General features: G+C 72.1%; 19 protein-coding genes and 1 pseudogene. 14 read left to right on the forward strand and 6 right to left on the reverse strand.

What is annotated here, in order from left to right; all coding sequences use genetic code 11:
- Window positions 1-63 precede the first annotated feature (63 nt).
- Genes AC07DS_RS05085 through AC07DS_RS05095 form a run of 3 tightly spaced genes read left to right on the forward strand, consistent with a single transcriptional unit; the run spans window position 64 to window position 4,092 of the window.
- On the forward strand, window positions 64-2,283 hold the full coding sequence (locus AC07DS_RS05085; protein WP_479142753.1) for an MMPL family transporter: 2,220 nt from the start codon (window positions 64-66) through the stop codon (window positions 2,281-2,283).
- A 4-nt stretch (window positions 2,284-2,287) separates the two neighbouring features.
- Window positions 2,288-3,460 carry a sensor histidine kinase gene (locus AC07DS_RS05090; protein ID WP_479142755.1) on the forward strand — a complete coding sequence of 391 codons (1,173 nt, stop codon included), beginning with the start codon at window positions 2,288-2,290 and terminating at the stop codon, window positions 3,458-3,460.
- On the forward strand, window positions 3,457-4,092 hold the full coding sequence (locus tag AC07DS_RS05095; protein WP_479142757.1) for a response regulator: 636 nt from the start codon (window positions 3,457-3,459) through the stop codon (window positions 4,090-4,092). The genes AC07DS_RS05090 and AC07DS_RS05095 overlap by 4 nt, the downstream gene beginning before the upstream one ends.
- Before the next feature lie 4 nt (window positions 4,093-4,096).
- Here AC07DS_RS05095 and AC07DS_RS05100 read toward each other — a convergent pair whose 3' ends face one another.
- Together AC07DS_RS05100 and AC07DS_RS05105 are read right to left on the reverse strand one after the other, a co-directional pair.
- Complete coding sequence (locus AC07DS_RS05100) at window positions 4,097-4,705, reverse strand: histidine phosphatase family protein (protein ID WP_479142759.1); 609 nt, start codon at window positions 4,703-4,705, stop codon at window positions 4,097-4,099.
- A complete protein-coding gene (locus AC07DS_RS05105; RefSeq protein WP_479142760.1) occupies window positions 4,702-6,144 on the reverse strand; it encodes an FGGY-family carbohydrate kinase in 1,443 nt (480 codons plus the stop codon). The genes AC07DS_RS05100 and AC07DS_RS05105 overlap by 4 nt, the downstream gene beginning before the upstream one ends.
- A 189-nt stretch (window positions 6,145-6,333) precedes the next feature.
- Between AC07DS_RS05105 and AC07DS_RS05110 the strand changes: the two genes are divergently transcribed.
- From AC07DS_RS05110 to AC07DS_RS05145, 8 genes are read left to right on the forward strand one after another with little or no spacing between them, the layout of a single operon-like run.
- A complete protein-coding gene (locus tag AC07DS_RS05110) occupies window positions 6,334-7,770 on the forward strand; it encodes an extracellular solute-binding protein (RefSeq protein ID WP_479142762.1) in 1,437 nt (478 codons plus the stop codon).
- Entirely contained in the window at window positions 7,767-8,657 is an 891-nt protein-coding gene (locus tag AC07DS_RS05115; protein ID WP_479142764.1) for a carbohydrate ABC transporter permease, read from the forward strand. The genes AC07DS_RS05110 and AC07DS_RS05115 overlap by 4 nt, the downstream gene beginning before the upstream one ends.
- On the forward strand, window positions 8,654-9,484 hold the full coding sequence (locus AC07DS_RS05120) for a carbohydrate ABC transporter permease (protein ID WP_479142765.1): 831 nt from the start codon (window positions 8,654-8,656) through the stop codon (window positions 9,482-9,484). Before AC07DS_RS05115 ends, AC07DS_RS05120 begins: the two co-directional genes overlap by 4 nt.
- Window positions 9,481-10,572 (forward strand): ABC transporter ATP-binding protein, encoded by a 1,092-nt coding sequence (locus AC07DS_RS05125; RefSeq protein WP_479142767.1) that lies wholly within the window; start codon window positions 9,481-9,483, stop codon window positions 10,570-10,572. Before AC07DS_RS05120 ends, AC07DS_RS05125 begins: the two co-directional genes overlap by 4 nt.
- Window positions 10,572-11,396: a DeoR/GlpR family DNA-binding transcription regulator gene (locus AC07DS_RS05130; RefSeq protein WP_479142769.1), complete on the forward strand. Its 825-nt coding sequence runs from the start codon at window positions 10,572-10,574 to the stop codon at window positions 11,394-11,396. The genes AC07DS_RS05125 and AC07DS_RS05130 overlap by 1 nt, the downstream gene beginning before the upstream one ends.
- On the forward strand, window positions 11,374-12,450 hold the full coding sequence (locus AC07DS_RS05135) for an ABC transporter ATP-binding protein (RefSeq protein WP_479142771.1): 1,077 nt from the start codon (window positions 11,374-11,376) through the stop codon (window positions 12,448-12,450). Before AC07DS_RS05130 ends, AC07DS_RS05135 begins: the two co-directional genes overlap by 23 nt.
- On the forward strand, window positions 12,447-13,469 hold the full coding sequence (locus AC07DS_RS05140) for a 2-hydroxyacid dehydrogenase (RefSeq protein ID WP_479142773.1): 1,023 nt from the start codon (window positions 12,447-12,449) through the stop codon (window positions 13,467-13,469). Before AC07DS_RS05135 ends, AC07DS_RS05140 begins: the two co-directional genes overlap by 4 nt.
- Window positions 13,470-13,494: 25 nt before the next feature.
- Window positions 13,495-14,922 carry an FGGY family carbohydrate kinase gene (locus tag AC07DS_RS05145; protein ID WP_479142775.1) on the forward strand — a complete coding sequence of 476 codons (1,428 nt, stop codon included), beginning with the start codon at window positions 13,495-13,497 and terminating at the stop codon, window positions 14,920-14,922.
- Window positions 14,923-14,977: 55 nt separating this feature from the next.
- On the opposite strand, the gene AC07DS_RS05150 is transcribed toward AC07DS_RS05145, so the two are convergent.
- On the reverse strand, window positions 14,978-15,640 hold the full coding sequence (locus tag AC07DS_RS05150) for a DsbA family protein (protein ID WP_145878326.1): 663 nt from the start codon (window positions 15,638-15,640) through the stop codon (window positions 14,978-14,980).
- A 139-nt stretch (window positions 15,641-15,779) separates the two neighbouring features.
- On the opposite strand from AC07DS_RS05150, the gene pepN reads away from it, so the two are divergent.
- The 3 genes and pseudogenes from pepN to AC07DS_RS05165 all read left to right on the forward strand — a co-directional run.
- Window positions 15,780-18,359, forward strand: a complete 2,580-nt coding sequence (pepN, locus tag AC07DS_RS05155) for an aminopeptidase N (RefSeq protein ID WP_479142777.1) — start codon at window positions 15,780-15,782, stop codon at window positions 18,357-18,359.
- Window positions 18,360-18,566: 207 nt separating this feature from the next.
- Window positions 18,567-19,604 carry a hypothetical protein gene (locus AC07DS_RS05160; protein WP_479142779.1) on the forward strand — a complete coding sequence of 346 codons (1,038 nt, stop codon included), beginning with the start codon at window positions 18,567-18,569 and terminating at the stop codon, window positions 19,602-19,604.
- A 110-nt stretch (window positions 19,605-19,714) separates the two neighbouring features.
- Window positions 19,715-20,080, forward strand: a pseudogene (locus tag AC07DS_RS05165) (GNAT family N-acetyltransferase); the annotation flags it as partial.
- On the opposite strand, the gene AC07DS_RS05170 reads toward AC07DS_RS05165, so the two are convergent.
- The 3 genes from AC07DS_RS05170 to AC07DS_RS05180 all read right to left on the reverse strand — a co-directional run bounded on the left by AC07DS_RS05170 (window position 20,030) and on the right by AC07DS_RS05180 (window position 24,513).
- Window positions 20,030-21,397 (reverse strand): glycosyltransferase, encoded by a 1,368-nt coding sequence (locus AC07DS_RS05170; protein ID WP_479142910.1) that lies wholly within the window; start codon window positions 21,395-21,397, stop codon window positions 20,030-20,032. The pseudogene AC07DS_RS05165 and the gene AC07DS_RS05170 sit on opposite strands and share 51 nt — an antisense overlap.
- Before the next feature lie 151 nt (window positions 21,398-21,548).
- Window positions 21,549-22,664: a serine hydrolase domain-containing protein gene (locus tag AC07DS_RS05175; protein ID WP_479142781.1), complete on the reverse strand. Its 1,116-nt coding sequence runs from the start codon at window positions 22,662-22,664 to the stop codon at window positions 21,549-21,551.
- Between the two features lie 94 nt (window positions 22,665-22,758).
- Window positions 22,759-24,513: a TIGR03767 family metallophosphoesterase gene (locus AC07DS_RS05180; protein ID WP_479142782.1), complete on the reverse strand. Its 1,755-nt coding sequence runs from the start codon at window positions 24,511-24,513 to the stop codon at window positions 22,759-22,761.
- Window positions 24,514-24,680: the final 167 nt, after the last annotated feature.

A 24,680-nucleotide genomic window follows, 5' to 3' on the forward strand; every position in this document is an offset into this window, starting at 1 on the left:
TGACCCGAAGTTCCACCGGGTACCCGTGTCCGCCAAATGCCCTGCTCAGCAAGGCTTTTGGGCATGAACTCACTGACTGTGCGCATGGCACGCTGGAGCGCCGGGCACCCCTGGCGGGCGCTCGTCGGCTGGCTGCTGCTCGTGGCGTTGTGCCTGGGTGTCGGCAGCGCCCTCGGCACCAACAGCGCGAAGACCGCCGACTACCGGGTGGGCGAGGCCGGCCGGGCCGAGGCCATGGCCGCCGAAGGGCACCTGGAACGCCCGTCCACCGAGCAGATCCTGATCTCAGCACCCTCGGGCGCCCTGGACGAGGGGCCCGCCGCTTCCGCCGCGAACGAGCTGACCGCGCGCATGCGACGGCTGCCCGAGGTCGCCGGGGTGGCCGCCCCGGAGCGCTCCTCCGACGGACGCGTCCTCCTGGTCGAGGTGTCCCTCAAGGGCGAGGAGCTGGACGCCGACCACAAGGTCGGCGCCCTCGTCGCGCAGACCCGGGCGGTACAGCGGGCACACCCCGAGCTGCTCGTGCAGGAGACCGGATCCCCCTCCGTCAGCAAGGGTGTCGACCAGCAGCGCGACGACGACCTGGCCCTCTCCGAGAAGATCAGCCTGCCCCTCACCCTGGTCACCCTGCTGCTCGTGTTCGGCTCGCTCACCATGGCCGCCGTACCGCTGCTGCTGGCGCTGTCGTCGATCGCGGGTGCCATCGGGCTGGCGATGGCCGCCTCGCATCTCACCCCCGACGCCGGGGTCGGCAAGAACGTCATCCTCCTGATCGGCCTCGCGGTCGGCGTCGACTACACGCTCTTCCACCTCAAGCGGGAGCGTGAGGAGCGGGCCCGCTCCGGTGGCCGGCTCGGCACCGAGGCGCTGGTGGAGCTGGCGGCCGCCACGTCCGGGCGGGCCGTCGTGGTCTCCGGTCTTGCGGTCGTCGCCTCCACCGCGACGCTGTACCTGGCCTCGGACGTGATCTTCTCCTCGCTCGCCACCGGCACGATCGTGGTCGTGCTGGTCGCGGTGGCCAGCTCCCTGACCGCACTGCCCGCGCTGCTGACCGTGCTGGGCAAGCGGGCCGAGCGCAGGGCTCGGAGGGGGGTCCCGCCGCTCGAGCGACGCCGAGAGCGGGGGAAGGCGGAGCACGGCAGGCCCGCCCGGCGCCTGCGCGGCGGGGACGACGGCCGGTTCTGGTCCGCGCTGCTGCGCCCCGCCGCCCGGCATCCGCTCGCCACCCTGTGCTGCTCGCTCCTCGCCCTGCTCGCCCTCGTCCTCCCGCTGACCGGCCTGAAGATCACCGAGATGAGCCGGGACACCCACTCCCGCGCGATCCCCGCCATGCGGGTGTACGACCGCCTCAACGCGGAGTTCCCGGAGCGGCGGGTCGTCCACCAGGTCGTCGTGCAGGCCCCCGCCGAGCGCTCTGCCCAGGTCACCGGGGAGCTGCGGGCACTGGCCCGCCGGGCCGCCGCCGACCCGTTGTTCACCGACTACGCCCGTATCCGCACCGCCGCGGACCACCGGACCAGCACCCTGGAACTGCGGGTGCCGTACCTGGGCAACTCCCCGCAGGCGCACGACTCGCTGGAGCGGCTGCGCCACGCCTACCTGCCCGCCACTGTCGGCAAGGTCACCGGCGCGCGGTACGGCGTGAGCGGCGACGTGGCCCGCTACACCGACTATCCGGCCCATCAGAACGGCAAACTGCCCCTGGTCCTCGGCGCGTTGCTGCTGGTGACGTTCCTGATGACGCTGTACGCGTTCCGCTCGGTCGTGCTCGGCCTGCTCGGTGTCGCATTGAACCTGCTGTCGGCGGCCGCCGCGCTCGGCCTGCTCGTGCTGGTCTTCCAGCACACCTGGGCCGAGGGGCTGCTGGACTTCCGCTCCACGGGGTCGATCGGTTCCCGGGTGCCGCTGTTCCTCCTCGTGATCCTCTTCGGCCTGTCGATGGACTACCAGGTGTTCGTGGTCAGCCGGATCCGGGAGGCGGTGCTCGCCGGCACGCCCACCCGGCAGGCGGTCGTCGAGGGCATCCGGCGGTCGGCGAGCGTGGTGACCAGCGCGGCCGTGATCATGACGACCGTCTTCGTGAGCTTCGTCTTCCTGCACATCATCGAGATGAAGCAGATCGGTTTCGTGCTCGCCGCGGCCGTCCTGCTGGACGCCTTCGTGGTGCGCGTGCTGATCCTGCCTGCGGCCCTGCTGCTGCTCGGCGAGCGCGCCTGGTGGCCCGTGCGGCCGCCGAAGACCGCCGTGCCCGGCCCGAACCCCGCGCTGCTGGACGTAGGTTGAAGGTATGGCCACGACCACCGACGCCCTGTGGGCGACCTCGCTGCGCCGCTGGAACGCGGTGTGCTGGGTCCTGTTCGCCGCGATGGCGGTCGGGATCACGGCCCTGAGCCACGGCGCCCACCGGTACGCGGCCCTCGCCCTGCTGGGCAGCGTGGCCCTGTGCTTCGCCGTGCTGGACCGCCGCCCCGCCAATCCCGTCGTACGGCCGCACGGATACCTCGCGGTGCTGGTGATCGCCCTCGCCGGACTCTCCTACCTGCGCACCAGTTACGCGGCCCTGTTCATGGTCACGCTGCCGCACTACTGGATGTTCGGCCGCACCCCGAGGATCTCGCTGACCTTCCTGGGGCTGGCCACCGCCGGCACGCTGCTGGGGGCCTGGGTGCGGCAGGGCTGGTCCGGCGAGTTCTTCGGCGAGACGGTGGTGGGCACGCTGATCGTGGTCGCGGTCGGCGTCCTGATCGGTCTGTGGGCCCGCGCGGTGGTCGAGCAGAGCAGCGAACGCGCCCGGCTGATCGAGGAGTTGGAACGCACCCAGGCGGAGCTGACCGAGGCGCATCTGCGGCAGGGCGCGGTGGAGGAACGGGAGCGGATGGCACGGGAGATCCACGACACGCTGGCGCAGGGCTTCGCCTCGATCGTCGTGCTGGCCGAGGCGGCGCGCGCCGGGCTCGTCACCGACCCCGGGCGCACCGCCCGGCAGCTGGTGTCGATCGAGTCGACCGCCCGGGAGAACCTGGCGGAGGCCAGGGAACTGGTCGGCTCGGGTCGGCCGCCGGGCGGCGCGCACTCCGGCTCGGTGGCGCAGACCCTGCAGCGGATCGTGGACCGGTTCGCCGAGGACACCGGGCTGAGCGTGGCCGCCGAGCTGGCCGACCTGGACTGCGACCAGCAGACCCGGGTCGCACTGCTGCGCTGCACCCAGGAGTCCCTGGCCAACGTGCGCAGACACGCCCGTGCCTCGACGGTCGGCGTGGTGCTGGCCCGGCGCCCGCACGGGGTGGAGCTGGAGGTCACGGACGACGGCACCGGATTCGCGGTCGAGGCCTCCACCGGCTTCGGCCTGGACGGGATGCGCAAACGACTCGCCGAACTGGGCGGGCGGCTCACGGTGACCAGCTCGGTCGGGGACGGAACGAGGATCCTCGCGGTGATCCCGGTGGAGGGAGCGGCATGACCGACAGGCTCCGGATCGTCGTGGTGGACGATCACACCGTGATGCGGGCCGGGGTGATCGCCCTGCTGGACGGGGAGGCGGACATCGAGGTCGTCGGCGAGGCGAGCGACGGCCGTGCCGCGCTCGGCCTGGTCGCCCGCCACGACCCGGACGTGGCCCTGGTCGACCTGCGCATGCCGGTGCTCGACGGGGTCGCGACGACCACCGAGATCGTCGCTCGTCATCCGCGCACCCGCGTGCTGATCCTCACCACCTACGACACCGACGCCGACATCGAGCGCGGGGTCGAGGCCGGCGCCATCGGCTACCTGCTCAAGGACACCACCCGCGAGCAGCTGGTCGACGCGATCCGCTCGGCCGCGCGCGGCGAGACCGTGCTCGCACCCCGGGTGGCGGAGAAGCTGGTCGCCCGGATGCGGCGCCCCGTCCACGATCCGCTCACCACCCGCGAGACCGATGTGCTGACCGCGGTGGCCGACGGGCTCACCAACGCCGAGATCGGCCGTCGGCTCGTCATCTCCGAAGCCACCGTCAAGACGCATCTGCTGCGCCTGTTCGCCAAGCTGGACGTCAACGACCGCACGCGGGCGGTGGTCGTCGCGATGGAGCGGGGGCTGCTGCCGCACCCGTGACCGGTCACTCGCAGGGGATGTTGAGCGACAGCAGCGCGGCGCCGTACTCCGTGACGCGGATCTCGCTCACCGCCGCGTTGCGCAACCGCGGCAGGACGCGGCGGTACTCCCCCACCGGGATGTGCAGGAGCGAGCACAGCACCAGTCGGAGCAGGGTGTTGTGGGCGACGACGAGGACCCGTTCGTCCGGGTGCGCGGCGGCGATCCGGCGCAGGGCGGCCGTGCCCCGGGCCGCGGCGGCGCGGGGATCCTCGGCGCCGGGGAAGGGGTGCGCCACCGGATCGGCGCGGAAGGCCTGCGCCGCCTGCGGGTCCTCGGCCTCGAACTCGGCCAGCGTACGGCCCTCCACCACCCCGAAGTCGCATTCCCGCAGGCCGGCTTCGCGGTGCGGGGTCAGGCCGAGGGCACGGCAGGCCGGCTCGGCGGTGGCGATCGCCCGGGACAGGGGCGAGGTCCAGATCGCGTCCACGGGGTGGGCCGCGGCCCAGCGGCCCAGCGCCTCGGCCTGGGCGCGCCCCGTGTCGGTCAGGGCCACGTCGCTCACCCCGGCGTACCGGTTCTCGGCGTGCCAGACGGTCTGGCCGTGGCGGGCGAGGAGAAGGATCGCACTCATGAGCCCGGAGTATCCCGGGCCAGCCGCGCCCGCGCATGTGCGGCGACCTCCTTCGGCAGCCACCCCCTGCACTCCAGCTCGCCCACCAGCCGGCCGTACGGCTCGGTGAAGCGGGCCGAGCGGTCCGGGCGCGGGTCGACGGTCGTGCCGGGGCGGGCCATGCGCTCGGCCGCGTCCGCCAGCGTGCGTGCGGCGCCGGTGCCGTAGGCGGCCAGTGCGGCCATGCCCAGGGCGGGCTCCGGCTGTTCCGGGACCCTGGCCGGGCGGCCCAGGACGTCGGCGCGGAGCTGGGTCCAGTAGGGGCTGCGGGCCGCGCCGCCGGTGAAGGTGAGGGGGCCGTGCAGGGGGGCGCCGAGGTGGTTTAGGTAGTCCAGGCAGAGGCGTTCGGTGAAGGCGACGCCCTGGAGGAGGGCCGCCCACAGGTCGGCGTCCGACTCGGGGACGCCCAGGAGGAGGGCGGTGGCGCGCGGGGCGCGGAAGGGGAAGCGCTCGCCCGGGGAAACGAGCGGGTAGGCGACCGCGTTCGAGGGCTCGAAGGCGGCGGCCGCGGCGTCCAGCGCGACCGGGTCGGCGCCCGGGAAGCGGGCCGTGAGGACACCGGCGCCGACGCTCGAGGCGCCGCCGGGCAGCCAGGTGCCGTCGGGCGCACGGTGGTTGTAGACGACGCCGGCCGGGTCGTGGACCGGGTCCGCGGCGGCCCCCTTCAGGACCAGGGTCGTCCCCAGCACCGAGTTCCAGGCGCCCTCCCGCAGCGCACCCGAGGCGATCTGTGCCGCGCAGCCGTCCGTCATGCCCGCGACGACCGGGGTGCCGGCCGGGATGCCGGTGGCCGCGGCGGCGGCCGGGCAGACCTCGCCGAGCCGGGTGCCGGGGCGTACGACGTCCGGGAGGGTCCCCGCGGGCAGGCCGGTGAGGTCCGGCCAGCGGTCGCGGACCGCGTCGTACGCCGTCTTCAGGGCGTGGCTGGAGTCGGCGGGGACGGGCCGGCCGACGAGCCGCGCGTTGACCAGGTCGGGCTGGTGGGCCACCCGGCCATGGCCGTACCGGCCGACCAGCCAGCGCACCTTCGGCAGCGCCCAGGTGTCCTGCACGGCGAGTCCCGCCGACCGCAGCCGGCCGGCCTCGGCGGCCGCCCGCCCGTCGTCGTACATCAGCGCCGGGCTCGTCGGGCGGCCGGCGTCGTCCGTGAGCAGTACGGTCCCGGAGGTCCCGCACACCGCGACCCCGCCCAGCGGCACCCGCGCCCCGTCGAGCGCGGACCCGCAGGCCGCGCACACCGCCTCCCACCACTCCCCCGGGTCCTGCTCGTGCCGCACCCCCTCCCGCCGCCCGCGCCGCAGGGGCGCCGCTCCGCTGCCGAGGACACCGCCGTCGGCCGTCACGAGCAGGGCGCGCACCCCTTGCGTCCCGAGGTCGATGCCGAGCCACGCCAACCCCATCCGGACCTCCCGCAGATAGCGAACCGGTCTGTGAACTTCCCATGCTCCTCCGAGATTTCCCCCTGATTTCCCCGTGCACAAGGGATTGACGGCCTTCTCTTGCCGTTACACCCTCTGTTATCGAGTCGACTCGCGCTGTTAACCCCGCCCGACCCCACCGCCCCACCGCCCCACCGACGGAGGTCACGGATGAACAGGCACGTGCACGACCGCCGGCGCTTCCTCGCGCTCACCGGAGCCCTCACCGCCGCCACCGCCGCGGCCCCGCTGCTGTCCGCCTGCGGTACCGGCTTCGGCGGCGACGACAGTCACAAGGGCGGCGGCTCGGCCGCGGACGACGTCACCGGCTCCTTCGACTGGAGGCGGGAGAAGGGCACGACCGTCAGGGCGCTGCTCAACAAGCACCCGTACACCGACGCCCTGATCGCCGACCTGAAGTCCTTCACCGAGAAGACCGGCATCGAGGTGAAGTACGACGTCTTCCCCGAGGACAACTACTTCGACAAGCTCACCGTCGACCTGTCCAGCGGGCGCGCCTCCTACGACGTCTTCATGCTCGGCGCGTACATGGTGTGGCAGTACGGGCCACCGGGGTGGCTGGAGGACCTCGGGCCGTGGATGCGCAACTCCGCGGCGACCGGCGCCGAATGGGACCAGGCCGACTTCTTCCCTAACCTCCTCGAGGCCGACCAGTGGTCCCTGAAGGCGGGCGCCCCGCTCGGCCGGGGCGGGCAGTACGCGCTGCCGTGGGGCTGGGAGACCAACGTGGTCGCCTACAACACCGAGGTATTCGGCAGGCTGGGGCTGAAGCCGGCCGAGAGCTTCGACGAGCTGCGCGAGCTGGCCGGGGTGATCAAGAAGAAGGCTCCTGGTGCCGGGTTCGACGGCATGTACGGGATCGCCGTGCGGGGGTCCCGCAGCTGGGCCACCATCCACCCCGGGTTCATGACCATGTACGCCCGCAACGGGCTGCACGACTTCACCGTCGGGGGCGGGAAGCTCACCCCCGCCATGAACACCCCGAAGGCCGTCGCCTTCACCGAGGACTGGGCCGGCATGGTGAAGCAGGGCGGGCCGCCGTCCTGGACGTCGTACACCTGGTACCAGTGCTCCAGCGACCTCGGTGCGAAGAAGGCCGGGATGCTGTTCGACGCGGACACGGCCGCCTACTTCCAGGCCGTGAAGGGGGCCTCGCCCGCCTCCGGGAAGATCGCCTTCCACCCCGGGCCCAAGGGGCCGGACGGGTCGCTCGCCACCAACATGTGGATCTGGTCGCTCGGCATGAACGCCAGGAGCAGGCGGAAGGGCGCCAGTTGGCTCTTTCTGCAGTGGGCGACCGGGAAGGAGCACCTGCGCCGGGCCGCCCTCACGAACAACCACATCGACCCCGTGCGGAAGTCGGTCAGCCAGGACGGCGCCTACAAGGACAAGATGCGGCACCTGCCCGGATTCATCGAGACCTTCGAGACGGTCGTCGACCAGACGAAGATCCAGTTCACCCCGCAGGCCCAGTTCTTCGACGCCACCACCAGCTGGGCCGCCGCCCTCCAGGAGATCTACGGCGGGAAGGACGCCGGGTCCGTGCTGAACGGGCTGGCGAGCGACCTCAAGTCCAAGGTGGGATGAGGGCGATGGGCCGCCGGGCCGCCCTGCGGCCGTACCTGCTGATCGTCCCCGCACTGCTGCTGACCTGCGGGATTCTGTATCCGTTCGGGCTCGGCCTGTACTACACGCTGTTCGACTTCTCGGCGAGCAAGCCGCAGCCCGACCTGGTCGGGCTGCACAACTACGAGACGGTCTTCACACAGGAAGCCTTCTGGAACTCGGCCTGGGTGACCGTGCTGTACGCGGTCGGCGCGGCCGCCGCGGAGACCGTGCTCGGGGTCGCCGTCGCCCTGCTGCTGCACCGCTCGTCCCTGATCGGCCGGGTCCTGGAGAAGATCCTGATCCTGCCCCTGATGATCGCCCCGGTGATCGCGGCGATCATCTGGAAACTGATGCTCCAGCCGTCGGTCGGCGTGGTCAACCACCTGCTGAGGCCCTTCGGGCTCGGCGGAGTGCAGTGGACGGACACGCCCACCGGCGCCCTGTTGTCGTCGATCGCCGTGGACGTCTGGGTCTACACCCCGTTCGTGGCGATTCTGGCGCTGGCCGGTCTGCGGTCGCTGCCCGCCTCCCCGTTCGAGGCGGCGGCCGTGGACGGCGCCGGCCGGTGGTACACCTTCCGGCGGCTGACCCTGCCGATGCTGTGGCCGTACGTGCTGGTCGCGGTGATCTTCCGGTTCATGGACTCGCTGAAGGTCTTCGACATCATCTACGCCCTGACGGAGGGCGGTCCGGGCGACTCCACGGTCGTCCTGCAGATCCGGGCGTATCTGGAGGCGATCCGTTTCCAGCGGTACTCCTTCGGGATCAGCTACACGATCGTGCTGTGGGCCGTGGTGTACCTGGCCGCGATGGTCCTCGTCCGGCATCTGGGGCGCATCCAGCGGAAGGCGGCCGAGGCCAAGTGACCTACAAAAAGCGCCTGTTGGACTGGCTGGCCGATGCCGCCCTGGTCCTCTACTTCCTCTTCGCGCTCTTCCCGGTCGCCTGGATGGTGATCCTGTCCCTCAAGCCCGCCGACCAGCTCTTCAGCACCTACTTCTCGTTCACCCCGACGCTGGACTCGTACCGGACCGTGCTGGGCGACAGCGAGGGCATCCCCTTCGTACGGTTCTTCGTCAACAGCCTGGTGGTGTCGGTGGGCGCGGTCGCGCTCTCGCTGGTGGTCGGACTGCCTGCGGCCTACGCCTCGGCGCGCTGGAGGTTCCGGGGCTCGGAGAACCTGATGTTCACGCTGCTGTCGTTCCGGTTCGCGCCCGAACTCACCGTGATCATCCCGCTGTTCGTGCTCTACCAGAAGCTGGGGCTGTTCGACACGTACGTCGGCATGGTGTGGGTGCTGCAGCTGGTCACGCTGCCGCTGGTGGTGTGGATCATGCGGTCGTACTTCGCCGATCTCACCCCGGAGCTGGAGCAGGCGGCGCTGCTCGACGGCTACTCCCGCAAGCAGGCCTTCTTCAAGGTGGCGCTGCCCCTGGTGAAGCCGGGCATCGCGGCCGTGTCGCTGCTGGCGTTCATCTTCGCCTGGAACAACTTCGTCTTCCCGCTGATCCTCACCTCCAGCTCGGCGCAGACCGTGACCGTGGGCGCGCTGTCCTTCCTGGGCGGCGACCGGCCCAAGTACAACCTCACGGCCGCGGCCGCGCTGGTCTCCGTCGTACCGCCGCTGCTGCTGGCGCTGACCATCCAGCGGTATCTGGTGCGCGGGCTGTCGTTCGGGGCGGTGAAGTCGTGAGCGTGGCGCTGCGGGACGTCCACAAGTCCTTCGGCCGGACGACCGCCCTGGACGGGCTGGAACTCCGGGTGGAAGAGGGCGAGTTCTTCTGTCTGCTCGGACCGTCCGGGGCCGGCAAGACCACCACGCTGAAGACCGTCGCCGGTCTTGAGCGGCCCGACTCGGGGACCGTCGAGATCGACGGGCGGGACGTGCGGGACGTGGAGCCGTACGACCGGGGTGTGGCCATGTGCTTCGAGAGCTACGCCCTCTATCCGCACCGCTCGGTGTACGACAACCTCGTCTCGCCGCTGCGCTCCCCGCGACACCGGCTGCCCGCCGCCGAGGCCCGGGAGCGGGTCGGGACGACTGCCGAACTGCTCGGCATCAGCGGCCTGCTGGACCGGTCCGTCGGGCAGTTGTCCAACGGGCAGCGGCAGCGGGTCGCCCTCGGCCGGGTGCTGGTCCGCCCGGCCCGCGCCTTCCTCCTCGACGAGCCCCTCTCCCACCTGGACGCCAAGCTGCGCCAGCAGATGCGGGCCGAGCTGAAGGCGATCGGGGCCGTCCGGCGCACCACCACGCTGTACGTCACCCACGACTCCGTCGAGGCGCTGGCGCTCGGGGACCGGATCGGGGTCATCCGGGACGGGCGGATCGTGCAGACCGGCACCCGGGAGGACATCTGGTACCGACCGCACGACACCGAGGTCGCCCGGGCCTTCGGGCGGCCCCGGATCAATCTGCTGCCGGGGACGGTGACGGAGGCGGGGGCCTTCCGGTCGGCGGACGGCGCGGTCGAACTGCCGCTGCCCGTGCGGGCGCCCGCCGGCAGCGAGGTGCTGGTCGGGGTACGGCCCCGGGACGTCTCCCTGGCCGGCGACGGCCACCAAGTCTCCGGGTCGGTCTACGTCACCGAGGTGCTCGGCCGGTCCGTCGAGGTCACCGTGCGGATCGGCGCGCAGCACCTGTCGCTCGTCGCGCCGCGGAGCGAGGCGGCGGGCCTGCGTCCCGACGAACCGGTCCGTCCGGCCGTCCGGCCTGAGAACCTGCTGGTGTTCGAGGCCGACCGGCCAGGGCGTCCGGGACGACGGATCGGGAAGAGCACGTGATGAGCACAGGTGCGCAGCAGGGACCCGCGGCCCGGCAGGCCGCCATGGCCGAACTGGTGCTGGCCGAGGGCTCGGCCTCCGCGGCCGAGCTGGCCGAGCGGTTCGGGGTGAGCCTGATGACCATCCACCGGGACCTGGACGAACTCGAACGGCAGGGCATCGTAAGGAAGTTCCGGGGCGGGGTGACCGCGCAGCCGTCCGGGGTGTTCGAGTCGAACGTGCAGTACCGGCTGAAGACCATGCGCCCGCAGAAGGCAGCGCTCGCCGAGCGGGCGCTGAAGTCCATAGAGCCCGGCATGGCGATCCTCCTCGACGACTCCACCTCGACCCTGGAGATAGCCCGCCGGCTGCGGCTGGGCGAGATCACCCCGCTCACGGTCGTCACCAACTTCCTGGAGGCGATCAACCTGCTCGCCGGGCGGCGGGGCATCCATCTGATGGCGCTGGGCGGCGACTACGACCAGCTGCACTCGTCGTTCCTCGGGGTGTCCTGCGTGGAGGCGGTCGAGCAGCTGCGGGTGGACGTGGGCTTCGTGTCGACGTCGGGCGTGCACGGCGGATACGCCTACCACCAGGAGCAGCACATCGTCTCCGTGAAGCGGGCGATGCTCGACGCGGCCGCGCGCAACGTGCTGCTGGCCGACCACACCAAGCTGGGCCGGGTCGCCCTGCACCGGGTCGCCCCGCTCTCCCGCTTCGACCTGCTGCTGGTGGACGACGGGGCGTCGCCGGACGCGCTGCGCGATCTGGACGAGCACAAGGTGCGCTACGAGGTGTGCGCCACGGATCCGAGGGAGGGCGATGACCGCGCTGGAGTTACGTGAGCTGCGCAAGACCTACCGGTCGCGGGGCCGCCCGGCGGTGGAGGCGGTCCGGGGCCTGGACCTGAGTCTGAAGTCCGGTGAACTGCTCGGGCTGCTGGGCCCGTCGGGCTGCGGCAAGTCCACCACGCTGCGGATGATCGCGGGTCTGGAGGCGGTGACCGGCGGGGACATCCTGGTCGGGGGCGCCTCGGTGGCCGGCCGTCCGGCACAGGCGCGGAACATCGGGGTCGCCTTCGAGAACTACGCGCTGTACCCGCCGCTGACGGTCGCGGAGAACCTGGCCTTCGGGCTGCGGGCTCGCCCCAGGCGCCTGCGGGGCGACGTGCGGCGCAAGGTCGCCGAGATCGCCGAGCGGGTCGGCCTCACCGACGTCCTCGACGCCCGCCCGGCCGGACTCTCCAGCGGGCAGAAGCAGCGCGTCTCCCTGGCCCGCGCGCTGATCAGGGAGCCGGACGTCCTGCTCCTGGACGAGCCGCTGTCCCATCTGGACGCGGCACAGCGCGACACCACCCGCCGGGAGCTCAAGCGCATCCAGCGCGACCTGGGGCACACCACGATCCTGGTCACGCACGACCAGGAGGAGGCCCTGTCCCTCGCCGACCGGATCGCCGTCATGCGGGACGGTGTGATCCAGCAGCTCGGCACGCCCTACGAGATCTACGACAGCCCCGCCTCCGCCTTCGTGGCGGACTTCGTCGGCGAGCCGGCGATCAACCTGCTGCCGGGCGCCGCCACCGCCGACGGCCACGCCCGGCTGTCCGCCGGGGTGCGGATCGCGCTGCCCGTGCCGGTGGCCGAGGGCCGGGCCGTGGTGGTCGGTGTCCGCCCCGAGGACCTGAGCCTCACCGGCGGCGCCGACGGCATCCCCGCCCGGGTCGTGGCCCACGAACCCCTGCTGGAGTCGGGCATCGCCACGCTCGCCCTCGACGGGGTGGAGCGGCACCTGGCGGTGCTCACCGGGCCCGAGGTCCGCCTCGCGCACGGCGAGCGGGTCCGGGTGGCGGCCGGACTCACCCATGTCTTCGACGCCGAGACGGGAGACACCCTGCGATGACCTCCAGTGTGCGTGTGGTGGCCGCCGGCGACCACTTCGTCCTGCCGTCCCTCATCACGGCCGCCCTCGGGAGGGAAGCCGCCTGTGATGTGCGGGAGTTGACCCTCGACTGGCCGCTGCAGCCCTTCGGTCCCGTCGCCGAGGTGAGCGAGGCCAGTGACGCCGAGGACGAGCTGATCGGCGCCCTCGCCGGCGCGCAGGTCCTGGTCACGCAGATGGGCCCGGTGACCGAACGCGTTCTCGGCGCCTGCCCGGAGCTGCGGCTGGTCGTGGTCTGCCGGGGCGGTCCGGTCAACGTCAACCTGGAGGCGGCCGGGCGGCACGGCGTCCGGGTCTGCTTCGCGCCGGGGCGCAATGCCGCCGCCACCGCCGAGTTCACCGTCGGCCTGCTCCTGGCGGCCCTGCGCCGCATCCCCCAGGCCCATGAACTCCTGGCCCGCGAGGGGAGTTGGGCCGGGTCGGCGTACTACACCTATGAGCACAGCGGACTGGAGCTGGAGGACCTGCCGGTCGGACTCGTCGGTTACGGCGCGGTGGGCAGCCGGGTGGCGCGGGTGCTGTGCGCCTTCGGGGCCCGGGTGCTGGTGTACGACCCCCATGTGCGCGGGGAGGTGCACGGGCTGCGGATGTCCTCGTTGGACGACCTGCTGCGCCGCTCCGCCGTCATCACCCTGCACGCCCGGCTCACCGCCGAGACCCGTGGTCTGATCGGCGCCCGCGAGCTGGCTCTGCTGCCGCCCGGGGCGGTGGTGGTGAACGCGGCCCGTGGGCCGCTGCTGGACGAGGACGCGCTGTGCGACGCGCTGGAGGGCGGGCGGCTCGCGGCGGCGGCCCTGGACACCTACGCCCGTGAACCGCTCCCGCCGGACTCCCGGCTGCCCGGTCTCGCCGACCGTGTCGTGCTCACCCCGCACCTGGGCGGGGCCAGCCGGGCGGTCGCGGAGAAGGCGGCCCGGATCGCCGCCGCCGAGGTGGGCCGCTGGGTGCGCGGGGAGCCGCTCGCGCACTGTCTGACCTGAACGAGCCGGACAGAAGGGGAGCCGCATGTTCGTCGGGATCGATGTGGGCACGTCCATGGTGAAGGCCGCCGCGTTCGACGGCGGCGGGCGCGAACTGGGCGTCGAGGCACGGCCGGTGGGACTCGACCTGCGCGGCGGAGCCGTGGAGCAGGACATGGAGGAGGTGTACGGGGCGGTCGTCGCCGTGCTGGGGGCGCTGACCGCACGGGTGCCGGAACCGGTGGAGCTGGCCGGACTCACCGGGCAGGGCGACGGGGTGTGGCTGGTGGACCCGGCGGGCCGGCCGGTGCGGCCGGCGGCATCCTGGATGGACGGCCGGGCCCATGAACTGGTCGACCAGTGGCTGGCGGACGGCACCTTCGAGACCGTGTTCCGGCGCACCGGCGGCGCGATGTTCCCGGGCTGCCCGGGCCCGCTGCTGGCGTGGCTGGACCGGTACGAGCCGCAGGTCCTGGAGACGGCCGCGGCTGCCGTCTACTGCAAGGACATGGTCTTCCAGCGGCTGACCGGCGCGGCGCGGGCGGTGACGGACGTGTCGGACGCGTCGATGCCGTTCCTGGACCCGCGCACCCGGTCCTACGACAACCGGGTCGTGGAGCTGCTCGGTCTGACCCACCGCCGGGGCCTGCTCGCGCCGGTCAGCGATCCGGTGGCGACGGGCGCGGCGCGCGGCGCGGGGCTGCCGCCCGGCACCCGGCTGGCGAACGGCCCGTACGACCTGCCGGCCTGTGCGCTCGGCGCGGGCGTCACCGCGCCCGGTGACGGCCTGTTGATCGTCGGCACCTGTCTTGCCGCGCTGGTCGCCACCACCGGCCTGGACCTCGACGGCGAACCGGCCGGCCTGTACATCTCAACCGACCGGCCCGGGCACTGGCTGCGCGCGATGCCCGCGATGGTCGGCACGGCGGCCCTGGACTGGGTGCTGAACACGACGGGCGTGCGGCACGAGGAGGTCGACGCCCTGCTGGCCGCCACCCCGCCGGGCGCCCACGGGGTGCGTGTGCTGCCGTACTTCGCGCCCTCCGGTGAGCGCGCCCCCTTCGTGGAGCCCCGGCTGCGGGCCGAACTCACCGGTGTCTCCCTGGAGTCGACGCCCGCCGACCTGATCCGGGCCACCTGCGAGGGGATCGGCTACGCGGCCCGGCACTGCCTGGCGGCGGCGGGCCTGACCGGGACGCTGGCGGTGTGCGGCGGCGGCACCCGCAGCCCCGCCTGGATGCGGCTCCTGGCGGACGTGCTGGGCCGCCCGCTGCGGGTGATCGAGGGCGAGGTGGGCGCGCGGGGCGCGGTGCTGGCGGCGGCCGAGCGGTTCGGCACGGCCCTGGACGCGGCGGCCTGGACCGAGCCGACCCGGGTCGTCGAGCCGGACGCGGACCGCGCCGCGTACTACGCGAAGGGGTACGAGGAGCACCTCGGGCGCCTGACGGAGGCACGGGAACGGGCCCGGCGCTGACCGCCGGGCCCGTTCCGGAAGGACTTACCAGGTTCAGGGCCTACAGGTTCAGGGCTTACAGGTTGCTGAAGTCCGGGCCCTTGGTGCGGGTCCGCTTGATCTCGTAGAAGCCGGGGACGGAGGCCACGGCGAGGGTGCCGTCCCACAGGCGGGCCGCCTCCTCGCCCTTGGGGGCGGGGGTGACGACCGGACCGAAGAAGGCGATCTGCTCGCCGTCGGGGCCCGGGACCGCGATGACCGGGGTGCCGACGTCCTGGCCGACCTTCTCGATGCCCTCCTTGTGGGAGGCGCGCAGCTCGGCGTCGAACTCGAAGTCCTTCTGCTCGGCGTACTCGATCAGCTCGGCGGGCAGGCCGACGTCCGCGAGCGCACCGGCGATGGCCTCCAGGGTGGCGCCCTCGCCGTTGTTGTGGAAGCGGGTGCCGAGCGCGGTGTAGAGCGGGCCGAGGATGTCCGCGCCGTGCTTCTGCCAGGCCGCGGTGACCACGCGCACCGGCTGCCACGCCTTGACGGCGAGCATCTCGCGGTACTCCTCGGGCAGCTCGTCCAGCTTGTTCTCGTTGAGGACGGCGAGGCTCATGATGTGCCAGCGGACCTCGATCTCGCGGACCTTCTCCACCTCCAGCACCCAGCGGGAGGTCATCCAGGCCCACGGGCACAGCGGGTCGAACCAGAAGTCCACGGGGGTCTTGCCGCTCGTGGTCACGGTCTCGGACATGCTTCTCCTCAGCGAAACGGGCTTTTGAAAGGTCAACATTCCCTTCGTCGTCCCCATTCCCCGGTGTCCCGTGTCAGGAGTGCGTGGCAGGATCGGTCCTGATCCATCCCATCCAAGCGATCACGAGGGAGTGCCGCCCGTGCCCGGTGAGAATCTGACCCGCGACGAGGCCCGTGAGCGGGCCGCCCTGTTGTCCGTCGACGGGTACGAGGTGGCGCTGGACCTGCGTTCCGCCGTGGGCGACGGGGGTGGCGAGCCGCGCACCTTCCGCTCGGTGACCACGATCAGGTTCCGCTGCAACGAGCCGGGCGCGTCCACGTTCGCCGACCTGGTCGCCCCGAGCGTGACGTCGGTCACGCTGAACGGCAAGGACCTGGACCCGGGCGAGGTCTTCGACGGCACCCGGATCGCGCTGGAGGACCTGGCCGCCGAGAACGAGCTGACGGTCGACGCGCAGTGCGCCTACTCCCGCACCGGCGAGGGCATGCACCGCTTCGTGGACCCCGAGGACGGCGAGGTCTACCTGTACACCCAGTACGAGCCGGCCGACGCCCGCCGTGTGTTCGCGAACTTCGAGCAGCCGGACCTGAAGGCGCCGTACCGCTTCGAGGTGCAGGCGCCCGAGGGCTGGACCGTGTGGAGCAACGGCGCCGGGGAACTCGCCGACGGTGTCTGGCGGTTCGCGGAGACGAAGCCGATCTCGACGTACATCACGTGCGTGGTGGCGGGTCCGTACCACTATGTGACGGACTCCTACGAGCGGCTCCTCGAGGACGGGACGAAGCTGGAGATCCCGCTCGGCGCGATGTGCCGCAAGGGTCTCGCCCCGCACTTCGACGCCGACGACGTCTTCCTGGTCACCAAGCAGGGCCTGGACTTCTTCCACGAGCACTTCGACTACCCGTACCCGTTCGGGAAGTACGACCAGGCGTTCGTGCCGGAGTACAACCTGGGCGCGATGGAGAACCCGGGGATGGTGACCTTCCGCGAGGAGTACATCTTCCGCGGGAAGGTGACGCAGGCCTCCTACGAGGCGCGGGCCAACGTCATCCTGCACGAGATGGCGCACATGTGGTTCGGCGACCTGGTCACCATGGTGTGGTGGGACGACCTGTGGCTGAAGGAGTCCTTCGCGGACTTCATGGGCACGTTCGCGAACGTCGGCGCGACCCGCTTCACCGACGCCTGGATCACCTTCGCCAACCGCCGCAAGGCCTGGGCCTACCGCGCCGACCAGCTGCCCTCCACGCATCCGATCACCGCGGACATCCGCGACCTGCAGGACGCCAAGCTCAACTTCGACGGCATCACCTACGCCAAGGGCGCCTCGGTGCTCAAGCAGCTGGTGGCGTACGTCGGCCAGGACGCTTTCCTGGAGGGGGCCCGCCGCTACTTCAAGCGGAACGCGTACGGCAACACGCGCCTGGGCGACCTGCTGTCGGTGCTGGCGGAGACCAGCGGCCGGGACATGTCCGCGTGGGCCCGCTCCTGGCTGCAGACGGCCGGGGTGAACTCGCTGACCCCGCAGGTGCTGCTGGACGCCGAGGGCCGGGTGGCCGAGCTGGCGGTGGTGCAGGAGGCGGCGGAGTCGCACCCCGAGGAGCGCCCGCACCGGATCGCGGTGGGCCTGTACCGCCGTACGCCCGAGGGCGCCCTGGAGCGGTACGCGCGCGTGGAGACGGACATCCAGGGTCCGCGCACGGTCGTGACGGAGCTGGCCGGCGCCGATGCCCCGGAGCTGGTGCTGGTCAACGACGACGACCTGACCTACTGCAAGATCCGCTTCGACGAGACCTCGCTGGCCACCCTGCGCGAGCACCTGGGCGCGCTCACCGACCCGCTGGCGCGTGCCCTGTGCTGGTCGGCGCTGTGGAACCTGACCCGGGACGCCCTGCTGCCGGCGCGGGACTTCGTGTACCTGGTGCTGCGGTTCGCGGGCCGGGAGTCCGACATCGGCGTGCTGCAGATGCTGCACGCGTGGGCGGACTCGGCGCTGGTGCACTACGTGGCCCCCGAGTGGCGGGCGACCGGCGAGGAGCTGCTCGCCGAGGGCGCGCTGCGCGAGCTGCAGGCGGCCGAGCCCGGCAGTGAGCACCAGCTGGCCTGGGCGCGGTTCTTCGCGACGGTCGCCGTCGGCGAGACGGACCTGGCGCTGCTGAAGGGCCTGCTCGAGGGCACGGAGACGGTCGAGGGTCTGGAGGTGGACCAGGAGCTGCGCTGGGCGTTCCTGGAGCCGCTGGCGGCCCACGGGGTGGCCGACGAGTCCGTCATCGCGGCCGAACTGGCCCGTGACGACACGGCGTCCGGCAAGCGCCACCAGGTCCGCTGCCTGGCCGCGCGCCCGTCGGCGGCGGTCAAGGCGCAGGCCTGGGCGCAGGTCGTGGAGTCCGACGCCCTGTCGAACGCGCTGGTGGAGGCGACGATCGCGGGCTTCGACCGGCCCTCGCAGCGGGAGCTGACGGCGCCGTACGCCGAGAAGTACTTCGCGGCCATCGAGCGGGTGTGGCAGGAGCGGTCGATCCAGATCGGCATGGACGTCGTACGGGGCCTGTTCCCCGGCTTCCAGGACCGGCAGGAGACGCTGGACGCGACGGACGCGTGGCTCGCGGGCCACGCGGACGCGGCGCCCGCGCTGCGCCGGCTGGTGCTGGAGGCGCGGGACGACCTGGCGCGCTCGCTGCGCGCACAGGCGTGCGACACGGCGGCCGCCGGGGCGTGATCCTTGGCCTGAGCTTTCTCGGTCGGTGACCGTTACGGAATTCAGGCAATAGCAGCCGTAACCCCTGGTCCACACCCGATTGGACCAGGGGTTTTCCATGCCTACTCGGCACCCGAACACGCGTCCTTTAGTACCGCCTTGTCCGTATTTATCGACGGCCGTGTAACAGCGGTTAAAGAGGGGACGGGGCGCGGGAATCCCGACGCCATGACGCACAACACCCCACTCTCCCCCCGCCCCCTCCGCCACCTCTCCGAGGTCCACCGTCGCGTTCTGACGGTAGGTCAGCTCCGCTCCCACGGCATCCCCACGGCCGAGCTGAACGAACAGTGCCGCCCCGGCGGCCCCTGGCAGCAGCTGCTGCCCGGCGTGGTCCTGCTCCACCCCGGCCCGCCGACGAGCGAGGAGCGGCTGCACGGCGCGCTGCTGTACGCGGCGCGGGAGCCGGCCCCGGGCGTCCCGGCCCAGCCCACGGCCGACGAGCCGCACCGCCCGGTGTACGCGGACGCCGTCATCACGGGCCTCGCGGCCCTCACCCTGCACGGGTTCTCCGCCACCCCGCCGCTCCTCTCCCTGGACCGCGTCGACGTCCTGATCCCCCGCCTGCGCCGGCTGCGCTCCAGCGGGTACGTCCGCGTCCTGCGCACGCCCTCCCTGCCCACCCCCTGCGCGGTGACGGGCCTGCCGGTGGCGCCGGTGCCGCGCGCGCTGGCGGACGCGGTGGCGGAGCTGACGGACGCGGTCGCGGTACGCCGGCTGCTGACCGAGGCGGTACGCGCCGGCCACTGCGAACCGGCCGCGGTCGTGCGGGAGTTGACCCAGGCGAAGCTGCTGAACCGCCCGCACGTGGTGGACGCGGTGGACTCGCTGGTGGCCGAGGGCCGGGCGATCGCCGAGGACCGCCTCTACCGGATGGTCGCCGAGTGCGGCCTGCCCGACCCGGTCTGGAACGTGGACCTGCGCCTGCCCGGCGGCCCCCACCTCGGCGGCGTGGACGCGTACTGGCCCGAGCAGGCGGTCGCGGTCGAGCTGGACACCCGGGCCCCGCGCCAGGACGAGGACGCCCTCTGGTCGGAATACGCGCGCAAGCGCGAGCACTTGGAACGCCTGGGGATCACGGTCGTCTACATCACCCCCAGGAAGCTCCGGCAGTCCCTGGAGCAACAGGCGACGGTGGTCCGCACGGCCCTGATGGCCTCCGGCGACCGCGACCCGGCCGCCTATGTCGTGGTGCTCCCCCGGTAGTGACGGACCGGGCACGCACCAGGAGGGGAGAGGAGGGGCCACCGGGACGACGCCGGTGGCCCCTCCTCATGTCCGACTGCCGTCGTGACCAAGCGCGTTACCGTGACGGGATGAGCGATGAAGCCGTCGTACTGCGTCCCGCTCGCGAGGACGACCTGACCGTGCTGGAACGGTTCCTGCTGGAGCCGGAGACCGCCGGACCGTTCCAGTGGTACGGCTGGTCGGACCCCGGGCGGTTCCGGCGCCGCTTCGCCGAGAACGGGCTGCTCGGCGAGGACGGCGGCCTGCTGATGGTGGCGGCCGCCCACCCGCTCGGGTTCGTCGCCTGGCGCAAGCGCATCGTCTCGCCCTCCACCCACTGCTGGAACATCGGCGCCCAGCTACTGCCCGAGGCCTGCGGGCGCGGGATCGGCACCCGGGCCCAGCTACAGCTCGTCCGCCATCTCTTCGCCCACACCCCCGTGATGCGGATCGAGGCGGACACCGAGGCCGAGAACCTCGCCGAGCAGCGGGCCCTGGAGAAGGCCGGCTTCACTCGCGAGGGCGTACTGCGCGGCATCGTCTTCCGGGACGGCCGGTGGCGGGACGGCGTCGCCTACAGCGTGCTGCGCGGCGATCAGCTGCCCGCCCACGTGTGAGGCGTACACCTCGTCGAGCAGCGCGGCGTACGCGGCGATCATGCGGGTGCGGCTGAAGCGTTCCCGGCTGCGCTCCAGGGCGGGAGCCAGCTCGGCACGGCCCGCGATCGCGGCCGACCAGGCCAGGGCGATGGCGCCGGGGTCGGGCGGGGTGACGAAGCCGTGGCCGGTGACGATCGCCGCACTGTCGCCGACGTCCGTCGTCACCGGGACCGCGCCGCACATCATGCCCTCGATCAGGCACAGCGGCGCCGCCTCCCCGGAGACGGAGGTCAGGGCGACGACGTCGGAGCCCGCGTAGACGGCCTCCATGTCGTGCCGTACGCCGAGCAGGTGCACCCGGCCGGCCAGGCCCGGCTCCCCGGCGAAGGCGGCCTCCAGGTCCGCCCGCAGGGCGGGGTTGGCGGCCGTCATCCCGGCCCCGCACATCACCACGTGACCGCCGCCCTCGCGGGCCAGCCAGGTCCGGGCGGCCCGGAGGAAGAGCGGGACGTTCTTCATGTGCGCGTACCGGGCCGCGAAGACCACCACCGGGGCGGGGGCCGGAATGCCCTGGGACGCGCGGAACGCCCGCCGGGCCGCCGCGTCCGGGCGGAACCGGAGCAGGTCGACGCCGTTGGGGATCACGTGCAGCAGCTCGGCCGGGATGCCGGCGGCCTCGTAGGCGGCCCGCGTCGACTCGGCGCAGCACACGCACGCCGCCACCGTGCCGTCGGCGATCGCCGCCTTCAGCTCGTCCAGGGCGGGGCCCTGGTTCTCGGGGTCGGAGCGGTGCAGACAGACCACGACCGGGCGGCGGGGCAGCCCGGCCTGGTTCAGGAGGGCGAGCGGCTGCTCCTTGAGGGAGAGGATCACATCCGCCCCGGCCATGGCCCTAGCGGTTTCGGCCAGCTCAGGTCCGCTGAAAACAGACGCCGCGACCGAGCCGTCCACCAGGCCCGCGGTGCGGCCCAGTGACGTGACGCCGACCTCGCCGGCCGTCAGCGCGCGGTAGCAGTGGTCGTCCTCCATGCGCTGCCTGGTGGCCTCGCGGTGGACCTCACCATGGATGCTGAGTACCTGCTGGGACTGGCCGCCCTCGGCCAGTCCCAGTACGACGTCACTGTGCACGATCCGGGCCCCTCCGGAGAAGAAGCCCTCGTAGACCGACAGCACACGCAGTCCGTGCCTCGTACGCACACGACCACCCGCCTTGCATAAATGATCGAGAAGATCGAGCCAACCCCGTCCACAGCGGGTTAGCCGATATGAGGCGGTACGGACATTACGTACGGGTTAACACAGAACTACGCGAATGAAACGATGGCTAACAGAACTCCCCTTCCACCACCGCGATCATGTCCCCGGTCCAGTCCCCGTTGAAATTGACCGCCAGGGAGTGACGGCCGTCGGCGGTCGTCACCGCCGCGGAGACGGAGCCGTGGATGCCGCCGTCATGGCCCCAGACGTGGACGCCGCAGCTCAGCGGGATGTCCGCCAGGCCGAGGCCGTACCCGGTGTCCTTCACCGTGGCCTTCATCTCCTGCAGCTGCCGGGGCGGGAGCAGCCTGCCACGCAGCAGGGCGCTGTAGAAGCGGTCCAGGTCGGCGGAGTTCGAGATCATCTCGCCGGCCGAGGAGCCGATCGCGGGGTTGAGCTCCGTGACGTCGTACGACGGGCCCGTCGTGTCCGTGAACTTCGAGTAGGCGCGGCTGCTGGGCCGCGGGACGGTGACCCGCGTGCCGGGCAGGGAGGTGGCCGTCAGGTGCAGCGGGGCGATGATGCGGCGGGTGATCTCGTCGGCGTACGAGTGGCCCGTCACCTTCTCGATCACCATGCCGGCCAGGACGTAGTTCGTGTTGGAGTACTGCCAGGACGTGCCCGGCGCGAAGTCCGGCTCGTGCCTCATCGCGATCGCGACCAGATCACTCGGAGTGATCGGTTCGTAGCGGTGTGCGTAGAAGCCGTCCTTGGTGAAGTAGGTGCGGCCGAAGTCCTCGTCGGAGGTGTAGTTGTAGATGCCGCTGGTGTGGTTGAGGAGCTCGCGGACGGTGATGCGGCTTCCGTCGTGGCCGTGGCCGTGCACCACCCCGGGCAGCCATTTCTCCACCGTGTCGTCGAGCGACAGCCGGCCCTCCGCCTCCAGCTGGAGCAGGACGGTGGAGACGAACGTCTTGGTGATGCTGCCGACGCGGTAGCGGTCGGCCGTCGAGCGCGGCCCGCCCGTGCGGGTGTCGCCGACGCCGGCCGTCGTGGACCAGGTGCCGTGGGTGTCCTTCGCGGTGGCGGTCACGCCGGGCACGCCGGCCCGGACGGCCGCCTCGACGGCCTTGCGTGTGCCGGAGTGGCCGCCCGTGGCGGGGCCGGCCGCGAAGGCCGGGCCCACCAGGGCCGCCGACAGGAGCAGGGCGGTGGCGCCCACCAGGGTCGTACGTGCGCGCATGTCTTCCCCCAACTGTGCCGTTCGGTTCGGTCGGGGAGAGGGACCTGGTGGTGGTGTGCGAAGGTTGCCTGCCTGTAGGCCGGTTGAGTGAATATCAGCCCATCTTGAGCACCAGCTCGGTGTTCCGGTCGGCCGCGGCGCCCGCGAGGGTCGTCCTGGCGCCGGGGGCGTTGTAGGCCAGCTCGCGGTAGAGGGCGGCGAGGCCGGTCTGGGACAGGTCGGCGAAGTCGGTGCGGTGCGGGGCCGCGGACTCGATCAGGGTGGTGAACAGGGAGATCGTGCCGTCCTTGTTGTCCACCAGCTCGATGATCCGGGCGAGGTGCGGGTAGTCGACGTGCGAGGCGGTGGAGATCTCCCAGAAGGAACGGCCGCCGGACGCCTGGTGCGGGGTGATGACGTTCTTGTGGATGTGGCCGTTCACCCAGGCCAGCACGTTGGCGTGGGCGGACAGCACCGAGACCACCTCGGCGCCGTTGTGGCGGCGCTCCCCCGGGTGGGCCGGGTCGGGGCGGGTGTTGGTCATCGTCTTGCTGGTGTGGTGGCTGAAGACGACGGCGTAGGAGTCCTTGTTGTCCTTGAGCGTCTTCTCCAGCCACTTCAGCTGGGCGGTGCCGACGGAGCCCTCGTAGTGGCCGCCGGCGTCGGTGGTGTCGAGGCTGATGCCGATGACGTCCTCGGAGATGCGGAAGGCGTAGTACTGGGTGCCCGCGTCCAGGTTCGCCGAGGAGTAGCCGTGACCGACCGGGCCGAGGCCCTGGTGGGCGGGGTCCAGGTGGGCCTTCAGATAGTCCGCGGAGGTGTACGGCGCCCGCTTCTCGTCCGGGGTGACCGAGTGCATCGAGCGGGCGTGCGCCTTGAGGAAGTCGCGGTAGCCGACACCCTTGGGGTCGCCGGCCTTCTTGATGGCGTCCTGGATCTTCTTGGCCTCGGCGGCGGTGACGTTCATCAGCTTCTTGCCGCCGATCGCCGCCTCGGCGAGGTAGGGGTCGCCGTGGGAGCCGTAGCAGCCGAGCGGGAGGGCGTCGTGGTTGCCGACGGTGGAGTACCAGGGCAGGTTGAGGCCGGGGCTGCGCACCTCGCGGATGGCGGCGGCCAGGAAGCCCTTCAGGTACGGGAAGCCGAGCGCCTTGTCGCCGTCGCGGGTGGTGGAGTCGGGCTGCCAGTACAGCTTGAGGCCGCTGTTCTGCACACCCTCGAAGTGCCGCGGGTCACCGGTGTTGGGCGTGATGCGGCCGCCGCTCATCACCTTCATGAACCACTCCAGTTCGGAGTGGGCGTTGTTGTCGGTGTTGTCGCCGGTGGTCATGACGAAGTGGAGCGGCGAGCCGGTGACGGGGGCGCCGCGCAGCGCGTTGACCCGCTCGACGAGCGAGATGGCGCCCTGCACGGTCAGCGCCTCCTGCGGGCGCCAGGCGTGCGGGTCGGTGGAGCGCAGGTACTCCAGACGCAGCGGGTGCTGGACGTCCTGCAGGTGCAGGTCGGTGAACTGCACGAACGCGGCGAGGGGCGTACGGCGGGACGCGCGGCCGGACTTGGGGGCCGCCAGCTCGCTGCGTACGACCCGCTTCCAGCCCGCGCCGTCGCCGAGGCGCCGGTAGCCGGAGCTGTTGCGGGGTGCGGCGACGGAGGAGAGCGTCGTGCCCTTGGTGTAGGGCGCGAGCGCGGTCGCCGCGGCGGCCTGCCGGGAGTGGGCGACGGGCGCCTCGGCGGTTCTGGTGGCGGCCTGGCTGTCGGTGGGGCGCAGGGCGTAGCCGACGCCCGCGGAGAGTGAGACCGCTCCGGCGGCGGCAAGGACGGTACGGCGGTGGACCCCCATGGCGGAGGTAGCGACAGAGCGTATGCGCGACATGGCGCGATCTCCCCGAGTGCGAACGCGTCGGCAGTGGTCGCGGGCGATCGCTCTCGCGAACATCCCGCTCGCTCTGGATGCTTGGCACCGGGGATGACCTGTGCGTGAACACGACAGCAACGCGCAGCGCCGATCACCGTACGTGGATCTCGGGGTAGAGATGCGGT

Source organism: Streptomyces sp. NPDC044064, assembly GCF_056434245.1.